The organism is Streptomyces sp. NPDC001443, from assembly GCF_053597355.1.
In genome coordinates this window covers 114,380-126,663 of record NZ_JBSFIA010000032.1, presented here as the reverse complement: position 1 = coordinate 126,663, position 12,284 = coordinate 114,380, and the positions used below count along the sequence as shown (strand labels likewise).

The window sequence follows — 12,284 nt, the reverse complement described above, 5'->3', positions numbered from 1 at the left end:
CCGCAGTACGGCCGCGTTGAGCGACCCCGACCGCAGACTTCCGCACAACGCAAGGATCTTCATGCCGATCAGCCTACGTTTTCCCGCGTCGCGGGCGGGCCGAACCGGCCGGTCAGCCGCGGTAGCCGAGCAGGCCGTGCAGGGCCGAGCCGCGTGCCGAGGTGGAGGCCGCCTTCGAGGTGAGCGGCTTCGGGTCGGGCAGGGTCTTGCACACCGCGTCGGCCTCGCCGCGGCCGCGCGGCACAGTGCCGTCGGACAGATAGGCAGCCAGGTGCTTGTCCAGGCAGGTGTTCCCGCTCAGCGTGACACCGTGGTTGCCGCCGCCCTGCTCCACCACCAGGCTGGAGCGGGCCAGCAGCCGGTGGACCGTCGCGCCGCCCTGGTAGGGGGTGGCCGCGTCGTCCGTCGCCTGGAACAGCAGGACCGGCGGCAGTTGGCCGTTGGCGATGTTCACCGGTGGCCGGGAACGCGTCGGCCAGAACGCGCACGGCGCGTTGTACCAGGCGTTGTTCCAGGCCATGAACGGCGCCTGCTCGGCGACCTCCCAGGTGTCCTTGCGCCACTGGTTCCAGTCGCGCGGCCAGGAGGTGTCCCGGCACTGCACCGAGGTGTAGACGCTGTAGCCGTTCTCGCCGGAGGCGTCCACGGCGGCGAAGTTCCGGTACGCCTCGACCAGCGGATCGGGGTCGTGCTTCACCACGTACGCCGAGAACGCCTCGGCGAGGTAGGGCCAGTAGCCGTTGTAGTAGCCGCCGGGCATGAAGGTGTCCTCCAGCTCGGAGGCCCCCACCTTGCGGCCGGCCGGCTTCTTCGCCAGCGCCGCCCGCATCGCGTACCACTTGGCCTCGACCTCGGCCGGGTCGGTGCCGAGCTTGTACGTCCTGTCGTACTTGGCGATCCAGCTCATCAGCGCCCGGTGGCGATCGTTGAAGGCGTGGTCCTGGCCGAGGTTGTCGTCGTACCAGACGCCGGTGGGGTCGACGACGGAGTCGAGGACCAGGCGGCGGACGTGCCCCGGGAAGAGCTTGGCGTACACGGCGCCGAGGTAGGTGCCGTACGAGTAGCCGAAGTAGTTGAGCTTCCGGGCGCCGAGGGCCTGCCGGATGGAGTCCATGTCCCGCACGGCGCTGACGGTGTCGATGTACGGCAGCACGCTCGCGTACTTCTTGCCGCAGGCGGCGGCGAACGCCTTGGCGCGGTTCAGGTTGGCCCGCTCCAGGGCCGGGGTGCTCGGCACCGTGTCGGGGCGTACCGGTTTGAAGTGGCCGGGCCTGCAGTCGAGGGCGGGCTTGCTCGCGCCCACCCCGCGCGGGTCGAACCCGATCACGTCGTACTGCGCCGCCACCGCCTTGGGCAGCGAGGTCGCGACGAACCCGGCGAGCGTGAGCCCGCTGCCTCCCGGGCCGCCGGGGTTGACCAGCAGGGGACCCTGGTACTTCTTCGCGGTGTGCGGGACCCGGGACAGCGCGAGCGAGATCTGCCGGCCCCGCGGGTCCGCGTGGTCGAGCGGCACCTTGAGGGACGCGCACTGGAGCGTCGGGTAGTCGGTCGTGCCGCACTTCTTCCAGGTGACCTTGGCTGCCTCTGCGGCGTGGGCGGCTCCCGCGGTCGACGACGGGCTCGCGTCGGCGGGCACGGCTGTGAGCGTTCCGGCCATGACGACGGCGGCACCGCACAGCACGGCTGCGCGTTTTCTCATGTGGAGTGCTCCCAGGACGGAGGGGGGTTGGATCGCGAGGTTCACGATCCACGCCGCATCGTCCCGGAAATTACGCTCGGAAGAACGCGTTATCACAATACTTGACCCGATTGGTCCGCTTGATGCCCTCGAACGCCCCGGGGGCCGACGGGTGCGGACGGAGTGTCAGCAGGCGTCAGTGGGTGTCGGGCGAGCGCCGGTGAGCGCCGGTCGGACGTCAGTGGGTGTCGGACAGGCGTCTGCTGGTACGGTCGCGCAGCAGCAGCCACTGCTCGGCCGCGGCGCCGGGACCGGGGTGCCCGCCCTCGCCCTGGAGCAGGGCGGCGTAGGCTGCCTTCCCCGCCTCCTTCCGGGGCGGTTCCAGGCTCGGGATCGCCCTCGCCATGCCCTTCCAGGCGTTGTCTGCGTCCGGTGTGCTGAGCATCGATCCTCTCCCGCGGCATCGGGTCACCGAGAAGTGCACGGAGGCGGGCAGGTGTGGTGGCGGCTCGCCGTCCTCGGGCCCGCGGGTGACACCTCCTCGGCGGCGTCGCCCCCAGATTAGAACATGCGTTCCCGTGATCGTGCGAGTGCCGATCCCGATCGCCTCGTGCGCACCGTTCGATCACTTCCGGGACCCCGATTTGGGTGGCCGGGGACAGGGGTGGTTGGCTTGCTCCAACCCCGAGAACTCAGGTGCTGGAGGAAGCAAATGGCGCAGGTCGAGGCCACCACGGAGCGGGTCGTCGCGGCGAACGCGGAGGACGTGTTCGACGCCCTCGCCGACTACAGCGGCACGCGCGGCAAGCTCCTGCCCGAACATTTCAGCGAGTACGAGGTGCGCGAGGGCGGCGACGGAGAGGGCACCGTCGTCCACTGGAAGCTCCAGGCCACCAGCAAGCGGGTGCGTGACTGCCTGCTGGAGGTCGGTGAGCCGACCGACGGCGAACTCGTCGAGCGGGACCGCAACTCCTCCATGGTCACCACCTGGCGCGTCACCCCGGCCGGCGAGGGCTCCTGCCGTGTCGTCGTGACCACCACCTGGAAGGGCGCCGGCGGCATCGGCGGCTTCTTCGAGAAGACCTTCGCGCCCAAGGGGCTCGGCCGGATCTACGACGCGATCCTCGCCAACCTCGCCGCGGAGATGGAGAAGTAGGCCCCTCGGGAGCCAAGGAGCCGGATCCGGCGGGGGGTTGCCCTCCTCACCGGTTCGGGTGGATCTCCTCGACGGTCGCAGCCGCGCCGTAACTCGTCGCGCTTGCCCGCAGTTGTCGCTTTAAGCGGCAATTGCGCGGCAGGTGCGACGAGGGGAGCGGTACGTGGGCGGAATCACTCTGGTGCAGGACGACCCGGTGACGGCGCCCCCGGACACCCCCGCCGCCGGCCCGGCCCCGGCCGCCGGACCCACCCCCCGCCGGGTGCGCCTGATCTTCTGCGCGCTGATGCTCGCGCTGCTGCTGGCCGCCCTGGAGCAGATGATCGTCGCCACCGCGCTCCCGAAGATCGTCGGCGAGCTGCACGGCCTGGACCGGATGTCCTGGGCGATCACCGCCTATCTGCTCACCGCCACGGTCGGACTGCCCGTCTACGGCAAGCTCGGCGACCTCCTCGGCCGCAAGGGCGTCTTCCAGTTCGCGATCGTCGTCTTCGTCGTCGGCTCCGCGCTGGCCGGCCGCGCGCAGAGCATGGACCAGCTGATCGCCTTCCGCGCCGTGCAGGGCATCGGGGCCGGCGGGCTCATGATCGGCGTGCAGGCGATCATCGCGGACATCGTGCCGCCCCGGCAGCGCGGCCGTTTCATGGGCCTGATCGGAGCGGCCTTCGGCCTGGCCTCCGTGGCGGGCCCGCTGCTCGGCGGCTACTTCACCGACCACCTCTCCTGGCGGTGGTGCTTCTACGTCAACGTCCCCTTCGGCCTGGTGACGCTGGCCGTCGTCACCGTCGTGCTCCAACTGCCCAGGCCCGACGTCAGGCCGCGCTTCGACGTCCTCGGCGCCCTGCTGCTCGCCGCGGCCTCCACCTGCCTGGTCCTGCTGACCAGTTGGGGCGGCACCGAGTACGCGTGGGGCTCGCGCGTCATCATCGGCCTCGGCGCCGGAGCGGTCGTCGCCACCGTCCTGTTCCTGCTCACCGAGCACCGCGCCGTCGAACCGCTGCTCCCGCTGCGGCTGTTGCGGGACCCCGTCTTCAACGTCACCGCCCTGGTCGGCCTGGTCGTCGGCGTCGCCCTGTTCGGCGCCGCGAGCTATCTGCCGACCTTCCTCCAGATGGTCGACGGAGCGAGCGCCACCGAGTCCGGGCTGCTGATGCTGCCCATGATGGGCGGCGTCGTCGTCGCCTCCATCGTCTCCGGGCAGCTCATCAGCCGCACCGGCCGCTACCGGATCTACCCCGTCCTCGGCGGCGCGCTCTCCGCTCTCGGCATGTGGCTGCTGTCCCGGCTGGAGGTCGACACGCCCCGGCTGCACTACAGCGTCTGGATGGCCGTACTCGGCGCCGGTATCGGCATGGTGCTGCCGGTGTTGGTCCTCGCCGTGCAGAACTCCGTGCGCCCCGCCGACCTCGGCACCGCCACCAGCGCCAACAACTACTTCCGGCAGATCGGCGGCAGCGTCGGCGCGGCGGTCTTCGGCACCCTCTTCGCCGACCGGCTCGCCGACGCCCTCGCGCGGCGCCTGCCCGCACGCGCGGGCGCCCGTCTGCCCGACCCCGAGTCCCTCACCCCGCAGCTCGTCCACGCGCTGCCCCCGGCGTTGCGCGACGCCTACATCAGGGCCTACGCCGACGCCATGCCGCGGATCTTCCTGTACCTGGTGCCGGTGCTCGTCCTCGGCCTGCTCATCGCCTGCTTCCTCAAGGAGACCCCTCTGTTGACCAGCGCAGCCTCCCACCACACCCCCGCGACCGGCGCGGCACCGGAGTCCGCCCCGGTCAACGCCGCCGTCCCGCACGCCCGTTCGCCCCACACCGCGGGCATCCCCGTCTGCGGCACCGTGCAGCATCCCGACGGCACCGCCGTGCCCCGGGCCGCCCTCACCCTCATCGACGTCTCCGGGGCACAGATCGGCCGGGGCGCCAGCGGCGAGGACGGACGGTACGCCCTGTCGACGCCGGGCAGCGGATCGTACGTCCTGATCGCCGCCGCGGGCGGGCACCAGCCGCAGGCCGTCTCCGTGACCGTCGGCGAGCGTCCCGTCGAGCTGGACGTCGTCCTCGGCGGCGCCGGGCGCCTCGCGGGCGCCGTGCTGACCGCGGACGGCACCCCCGTCCGGGACGCCGCGGTCACCCTCACCAACGTCCACGGCGAGGTCGTCGGCACCACCCGCAGCGGGCGCGACGGCGGCTATGCCATCACCGAGCTGGTGGCCGGCGAGTACACCCTCGCCGCCAGCGCGCCCGCCTTCCGCCCGGCCGCACTGCCCGTCACCGTCCAGGCCTCGCGCGAGACCCGCCAGGACGTCGAGCTCGCGGGCGGCGCCGTGCTGCGCGGCACCGTGCGGGCGGGCGGCGGCCGGGTCGTCGAGGACGCGCGGGTGACCCTGCTCGACGCGGCGGGCAACGTCGTCGACACCCTCACCACCGGACCCGACGGGACGTTCCGGTTCGTCGACCTGTCCTCCGGCGAGTACACCGTGATCGCGGCCGGATACCCGCCCGTGGCCACCGTGCTGCACATGGCGGGCGGCGGGCGCACCGAACGCGACCTCCAGCTCGGCCACGAGGACTGACCCGGCACCGGGCGGCACGCGGACCCGTGCGCCGGAGCGCACGCGGGGTACGGAGAGGGGCGCGGATCCGCGTGCCGAAGAGGTGACACGGCTTGGACCTGCGCGTCGGCGGGGTGCGGTGGAACGAATTCCAGAATTGCCGCACATCCCCGGCGACCGCCCCCGTACGGTGGAGGACGGCGGCACAGATCTTGCGGAGCCGTGGGGAGAGAGGGTCTGGACCATGTCCCGTGGCACCGACCGTGGCACCGACCGTGGCGCCGAGAGGGGCATCGAGAGGGGCGCACCTCCCGCGGGTCAGGTCGCGGCCGGACGCGTCCCGCTGGCCGTGGTCGTCGTGGACCGGGACGGTCTGGTCTCCCACTGGAGCACGGGCGCCCGCCGGTTGTTCGGCGCGCCCAAGGAGGAGGCGATCGGGCGGCCCGCCCTCGACCTGCTCCCGGTGTCCGGCGCCCTGCCCGAGCACGACGCCCCCACTGCGTTCGATGGGGGCGACGGGTTCGATGGGGGCGACGGGCTCGCGGCGGAGGACGGCCTCGGCCCCGACCTGGAGTCCTCGCTCGACGGCCGGCTGTCCTACCCGGCCGCCGGACGCGCCCGCCTCAGCGTGCCCGAGCGCGACCGCGTCGACGTGCTGTGGTGGGCGTACCCGCTGGTGGGCCCCGGCACCGAGCGGCTGCTGGTGCTGGCCGTCGACGCGGACGGACTGCGCCCGGACGAGCCCGACCCCGGTACGGACTTCGAGCGCATCGCACCCGCCTTCGCCCTGCACACCGACTTCCCCGGCGCCGACGAGCTCGCCCGGCGGCTGCCCGAGATCCTGCCCAGCATGAGCGTCGGCGAAGGCGCCCGGATCGCCGCCCAGGTCCTCGAACTGGGCTATCCGGTGCTGGAGTTCAGCCAGAACGACCGGGTGCCCGTCACCCCCGACTGGGGCGTGCCCCGGCGCGCCGAGCGCAAGGCACGGCGCGAGCGGGCCGTCCGCGCCGTGGCGCAGGGCCTGCCGCTGCCCGCGGACTCCGCCGACGAGGGCGAGGACCTGGAGTACGCCGCCGTCCGTGAACGCCTGGAGTTCCTCACCGAGGTCAGCGGCAGGATCGGCACCTCCCTCGACCTGGCGAGGACCATCACCGAGGTCAGCAGGGCCGTCGTGCCCCGCTTCACCGACGTCGCCGGCACCTATCTGCGCGAACAGGTCGTCGCCGGTGAGGGTTTCCCGGACGGCGCCCCCGACACCACCACCCTGTGGCACCGGGTCGCCCTCGAGCACACCGACGAACCCGGCCGCTGGGACGATGTCGTGCCGGTCGGCGAGGCCATGCCGTTCCCGGCGCACACCCCGTTCTTCCAGTGCATGACCAGCGGGCAACCGGTGCTGGTGCCGCGGATCAGCGAGCAGATGGGGCACGCGATCGCCGCGCAGTTCGAGAAGCGCGACATCCGGCCGCTGATCACCGGCCGCTCCATGCTCGTCGTGCCGCTCAAGGCCCGACAGGTGGTCCTCGGCTTCATGATCCTGCTGCGCCACCCCGAGCGCGCCGAGTTCAACGACATGGACCGGGTCACCGGGACCGAACTCGCCGCCCGCGCGGGCCTCGTACTGGACAACGCGCGCATGTACACCTACCAGGAGAGCGTCGCCGAGACCCTCCAGGACAGCATGCTGCCGCACATCCCGTCGCGCATGGCCGGCTGCGACATCGCCACCCGCTATCTGCCCGGCACGCTGCTGGGGCGGATCGGCGGCGACTGGTTCGACTCCGTGAAGCTGCCCGGCGCCCGCACCGCCCTGGTCGTCGGCGACGTCATGGGACACGGCCTCAACTCGGCAGCGATGATGGGGCAGTTGCGCACCGCGGTGCAGACCATGGCGGCGCTCGACCTGCCGCCCGCGCAGTTGCTGCGCAACCTCGACGACCTCGCCCAGCGGCTCGGCGACGGCTACCTCGCGACCTGTCTGTACGCCGTCTACGACCCCATCGAGGGCGAACTGCACCTCGCCAACGCGGGCCACATCCCGCCCGTCCTGGTCCGCGCCGAGAACGGGCGCAGCGAGCTGCTCGACCTGCCCACCGGCGCGCCGATCGGCGTCGGCGGGGTCCCCTTCGAGTCGGTGCGCGTGCGCGTGGAGCCCGGTGACCGGCTGGTGATGTGCACCGACGGGCTGGTGGAGATGCGCGGCGAGGACATCGGCGTGGGGCTGGCGACGCTCTGCGAGTCCGCCGCCCACCCGGCGGCCGCCATGGACGACGCCTGCGACACGATCATCCGCGCCCTGAACATCCGCGGCGGCCGCAAGGACGACGTGGCCCTGCTGATGGCCCGGCTCAACGGCATTGCCCCCGACAAGGTCGCCGAGTGGCGCCTCGCCCTCGATCCGGCCGAGGTCCGCCGGGCCCGCGCCGTGGTCCGCGAGCAGTTGCACGACTGGGGCCTGGCCCGGCAGGCCGACCACGCCGAGCTGCTGGTCGGCGAACTCGCCACCAACGCCGTACGCCACTCCCACGGTCGGCCGGTCGTCCTGCGCCTGGTGTACGGGGAGACACTGCTGTGCGAGGTCGACGACGACGACCACGACCTGCCGACCCTGCTCAGCGCCGGTCCGGACGACGAGCGCGGGCGCGGACTGCGCGTCGTGAGCGCACTGGCCCGCGAATGGGGCACCAGCCGCAGGGGCGCGGGCAAGACCGTCTGGTTCGAACTGACGCTGCCCCGCCGCTGAACCGGCCCCGCCCCGCCGCCGACCGGCCCGTCCTGCCCCGCCCTGTGCTGCCGTCGAGCGGGCGCGTCCGGCGCGCGCCGGCGTACGCGGCTTCGAACGCGGCGTGAAGGAACGGTCACCGCACTTGTCGCCGTGCCCCGGGAGCGATAGACCGTACCGGCCCGCCACTTGTGGCGGATCGGCTTCGGATCCTGGGGAGTTGGGCATGGGCGTGACGAGTCGGTACCGAGAGGCCTGGGAGGGGTTCTGGCGCGAGGCCTCCGACGAACCGGGAGCCGTGTTCTGGGACGCCGGGCCCACGCTCACCGTCGGTCCCCAACTCGCCCTCTTCGAGCCGTACCTGGTCGACCCCGGGCTGCCCCTGGTGGACCTCGGCTGCGGCAACGGCACCCAGACCCGTTTCCTCGCCGACCGTTTCCCGCGGGTCGTCGGCGTCGACCTGGCCGCGGCGGCCCTGGAGCACGCCCGCCGCGCGGACCCGGCCGACCGGGCGTCGTACCGGCAGCTCGACGCCGTGGACGAGAGCGCGACGGAGTCGCTCCACGCCGAACTCGGCGACGTCAACGTCTATATGCGCGGTGTGCTGCACCAGTGCGAGCCCGGCGGGCGGCAGCCCTTGGTGGACGGGATCGCCACGCTCGTCGGGGAGCGGGGCCGGGCGTTCCTGGTCGAGCCGGCGGAGGCGGCGGGCGCCGTCGTGGGCGGCCTGGCGCAGGGCCCGTCGGGGCCGCCGCCGAAGCTCGCGCCGGTCCTGCGACACGGCATCGCCCCCCTGGAGATGACGGACGACGCGGTCCCCGGCCATCTGGCCGCGGCCGGTCTCACGGTCCTCGCGAGCGGCGAACTCCCCTTGTTCACGACCGAGTTCATGCCCGACGGCTCCCGGGTCGAGCTGCCGTCGAAGTGGCTGGTGGCGGGCCGACCGGGGTGACCGCCGCGGGTGGGGCCGGCGCGCTGTGACCATCGTCACCCGTCGGTGCGGCCTCCTCCTGTCACACTCCCGGGCCGCGCGGAGTCAGTGGGGTGACGGAAGTTGCGGAAGCCGCCCGGATCCGTACCGGGCGCCACCGACGAGGAGCCTGCCATGTCCACCACATATGTCGTCGTCACCGTTCTGGGAGCCGCCATGGCGGGCTTCTCCGCCGCCTCCCTCCTGCTCCGCGTGGCCTGGGTGGTCGAACCGCTGACGCAGTACGGGGTCCCCCGCTCGTGGTGGACCCCGCTGGGTCTCGCCAAGGCCGCGGGAGCGGTCGGGCTGCTGGCGGGTCTGCTCGTGCGGCCGCTCGGCGTGCTGGCCGGGATCGGCCTGGTGCTGTACTTCGCCGGGGCGGTGGCCACCGTGGTCCGGGCCCGCTGGTTCTCGCACGTGCCGTTCCCCCTGCTGTACGCGGCTCCGGCGGCCGCGTCCGTCGTACTGGCCCTCACGGCCTGAGCGTCTGGACGCGCGGGCGCCCGGCCCCCGGGACTCGGCCCCCCCAGGCCCTAGGGCGTGTTTCGAAAGTAGCGTCGTCCGCCCGAAGGGCGGGCCCGGCGGCGTCTGGTGCGTGCGATCGCAAGGCGGAGGGTCGCCCCGATACTGGTTGTGTCGGGGTGATCCCGACAACGCGGCTGGGGGTGCCCCCTCTGGGGGAGCGCGTGCCAGGCGTCGCCGGGCAGACGGGACTTTCGAAACACGCCCTAGCCGCCCCGGGCACACGAGCCCCGAGCGTCTGCGGCCGGGGGCGGCCGATGTCTCCAGTGGTCGCTCCCGGCCCTCGGTCCCTCGGCCTCGAGCCCCCGGGCCTCGGCCCCCCGAGGCCCGGGCCCTTGGGTCCTCGGACCTCAGGACCCCTGGACCCCAGGCCCCCGAGCGCCTGCGGCCGGTCCGTTCCGGGCCTGTTCCCGGCCCGTTTCCGGCCGGTTCCGGGCCCCGTCCCGGTTGCCGTCGCAGGGGCGGACAGGGTGCGACCGGGCCGTCGACGGGAACGGATCCTGGCCCGTTTTGCCGTCTACGCGTAACGTGGCGCACCATGAAGATCCTGATCAGCGCCGACATGGAGGGTGCCACCGGCGTCACCTGGCCGGCCGACGTGCTGCCGGGGACCCCGCAGTGGGAGCGGTGCCGCGCCATGTTCACCTCGGACGTGAACGCCGCCGTGCTCGGCTTCTTCGACGGCGGCGCCGACGAGGTGCTCGTCAACGAGGCCCACTGGAGCATGCGCAACCTGCTCCTGGAGCGGCTCGACGAGCGGGCCGAGATGCTCACCGGGCGGCACAAGTCGCTGTCCATGGTGGAGGGCGTGCAGCACGGCGACGTGGACGGCATCGCCTTCATCGGCTACCACGCGGGCGCCGGCGCGGAGGGCGTCCTGGCCCACACCTACCTCGCGAACTCCATCACCGGGGTGTGGCTGAACGACGTACGGGCCAGCGAGGGCCTGCTCAACGCGCATGTCGTCGCCGAGTACGGGGTGCCCGTCATCCTGGTCACCGGCGACGACGTGGCCTGCGAGGACGCCCTCGGGTACGCGCCCGAGGCCCGGAAGGTCGCGGTCAAGGACCATGTGTCGCGGTACGCGGCCGTGTGCCGTACCCCCGCCAGGACCGCCGCCGACATCCGGGCGGCGGCCAAGGAGGCGGCCGCGCTCGCGGTGCGCCACGAACCGGTCTCCGCCGGGCCCTTCACGATCGCCCTGGAGTTCGACGCGGAGCATCTGGCGATGGCGGCCACCGTCGTGCCGGGCGTGGAGCGGACCGGGGAGCGGAAGGTCGCCTACACCAGCGACACCATGTACGAGGGAATCCGCAGCTTCAAGGCGGTCACCACGATCGTCTCGGCCGCGGTGGAGGAACAGTATGGCTGACCAGCAGGCACTCGACGAGGTCGTCCGGTTCACGTCCGACCTGATCCGGATCGACACCACCAACCGGGGCGGCGGGGACTGCCGGGAGCGGCCCGCCGCCGAGTACGCCGCCGAGCAACTGGCCGGCGCCGGACTCGAACCCGTGCTGCTGGAGCGGACCCCGGGGCGGACGAACGTCGTGGCCCGGATCGAGGGCACCGACCCCTCGGCGGACGCGCTGCTCGTCCACGGCCACCTCGACGTGGTGCCCGCGCAGGCCGAGGACTGGAGCGTGCACCCGTTCTCCGGCGAGGTGCGCGACGGCGTCGTCTGGGGGCGCGGCGCGGTCGACATGAAGAACATGGACGCGATGATCCTGGCCGTGGTCCGGTACTGGGCCCGCAACGGGGTGCGGCCCCGGCGGGACGTCGTCGTGGCGTTCACCGCGGACGAGGAGGCCAGCGCGGAGGACGGCTCCGGCTTCCTCGCCGACCGGCACGCCGGGCTGTTCGAGGGGTGCACGGAGGGCGTCAGCGAGTCGGGCGCGTTCACCTTCCACGACGGCGGCGGCCGCCAGATCTACCCCATCGCCGCGGGCGAGCGGGGCACGGGCTGGCTGAAGCTGACCGCGCGCGGGCGGGCCGGGCACGGCTCCAAGGTCAACCGGGAGAACGCGGTGACCCGGCTGGCGGCCGCGGTCACCCGCATCGGCGAGCACGAGTGGCCGCTCAGACTCACCCCGACGGTGAGCGCCGCCCTCACCGAACTCGCCGCCCTGTACGGCGTCGACACCGACCTGTCCGACGTGGACAGGCTGCTCGACAAGCTCGGCCCGGCCGCCAAGCTCGTCGAGGCGACCGTCCGCAACAGCGCCAACCCGACCATGCTGGAGGCCGGGTACAAGCTCAACGTCATCCCGGGCGAGGCCGTCGCCTACGTCGACGGGCGTTTCCTGTACGGCGGCGAGGACGAGTTCCGCAGCACCCTGGACCTGCTGACCGGGCCCGACGTGGAGTGGGAGTTCGAGCACCGGGAGGTCGCCCTCCAGGCGCCGGTGGACTCCCCGACGTTCGCGCGGATGCGTGCCGCGGTGGAGGAGTTCGCGCCCGAGGGCCATGTGGTGCCGTACTGCATGTCCGGCGGCACGGACGCCAAGCAGTTCTCGCGGCTCGGCATCACCGGATACGGGTTCGCGCCGCTGAAGCTGCCGGAGGGCTTCGACTACCAGGCCCTCTTCCACGGTGTCGACGAACGGGTCCCGGTGGAGGCGCTCCACTTCGGCGTCCGGGTACTCGACCGGTTCCTGCGGACGGTCTAGGCGAGTGGGGGAGAAC

9 protein-coding genes are annotated in these 12,284 nt (G+C 72.8%); 7 read left to right on the top strand and 2 right to left on the bottom strand.

Annotation, left to right across the window (positions count from 1 at the left end; genetic code table 11):
• Nucleotides 1–112 precede the first annotated feature (112 nt).
• Together ACWC24_RS29050 and ACWC24_RS29045 are read right to left on the bottom strand one after the other, a co-directional pair.
• Nucleotides 113–1,699 (bottom strand): alpha/beta hydrolase, encoded by a 1,587-nt coding sequence (locus tag ACWC24_RS29050; protein WP_450665848.1) that lies wholly within the window; start codon nucleotides 1,697–1,699, stop codon nucleotides 113–115.
• Between the two features lie 217 nt (nucleotides 1,700–1,916).
• A complete protein-coding gene (locus tag ACWC24_RS29045; protein ID WP_450665847.1) occupies nucleotides 1,917–2,123 on the bottom strand; it encodes a hypothetical protein in 207 nt (68 codons plus the stop codon).
• Nucleotides 2,124–2,390: 267 nt separating this feature from the next.
• Here ACWC24_RS29045 and ACWC24_RS29040 point away from each other — a divergent pair, with 267 nt between their 5' ends.
• The 7 genes from ACWC24_RS29040 to ACWC24_RS29010 all read left to right on the top strand — a co-directional run bounded on the left by ACWC24_RS29040 (nucleotide 2,391) and on the right by ACWC24_RS29010 (nucleotide 12,268).
• Entirely contained in the window at nucleotides 2,391–2,834 is a 444-nt protein-coding gene (locus tag ACWC24_RS29040; protein WP_450665846.1) for an SRPBCC family protein, read from the top strand.
• A 163-nt stretch (nucleotides 2,835–2,997) separates the two neighbouring features.
• On the top strand, nucleotides 2,998–5,406 hold the full coding sequence (locus tag ACWC24_RS29035) for an MFS transporter (RefSeq protein ID WP_450665845.1): 2,409 nt from the start codon (nucleotides 2,998–3,000) through the stop codon (nucleotides 5,404–5,406).
• Between the two features lie 223 nt (nucleotides 5,407–5,629).
• A complete protein-coding gene (locus ACWC24_RS29030; RefSeq protein WP_450665844.1) occupies nucleotides 5,630–8,128 on the top strand; it encodes a SpoIIE family protein phosphatase in 2,499 nt (832 codons plus the stop codon).
• A gap of 205 nt (nucleotides 8,129–8,333) precedes the next feature.
• The gene (locus ACWC24_RS29025; RefSeq protein WP_450665843.1) at nucleotides 8,334–9,059 is read left to right on the top strand and encodes a class I SAM-dependent methyltransferase; all 726 of its coding nucleotides are present in this window, start codon (nucleotides 8,334–8,336) and stop codon (nucleotides 9,057–9,059) included.
• Nucleotides 9,060–9,212: 153 nt separating this feature from the next.
• A complete protein-coding gene (locus tag ACWC24_RS29020; RefSeq protein WP_450665842.1) occupies nucleotides 9,213–9,560 on the top strand; it encodes a DoxX family protein in 348 nt (115 codons plus the stop codon).
• A 577-nt stretch (nucleotides 9,561–10,137) separates the two neighbouring features.
• Nucleotides 10,138–10,971, top strand: a complete 834-nt coding sequence (locus ACWC24_RS29015) for a M55 family metallopeptidase (RefSeq protein ID WP_450665841.1) — start codon at nucleotides 10,138–10,140, stop codon at nucleotides 10,969–10,971.
• The gene (locus tag ACWC24_RS29010) at nucleotides 10,964–12,268 is read left to right on the top strand and encodes a M20/M25/M40 family metallo-hydrolase (RefSeq protein ID WP_450665840.1); all 1,305 of its coding nucleotides are present in this window, start codon (nucleotides 10,964–10,966) and stop codon (nucleotides 12,266–12,268) included. The genes ACWC24_RS29015 and ACWC24_RS29010 overlap by 8 nt, the downstream gene beginning before the upstream one ends.
• Nucleotides 12,269–12,284 lie beyond the last annotated feature (16 nt).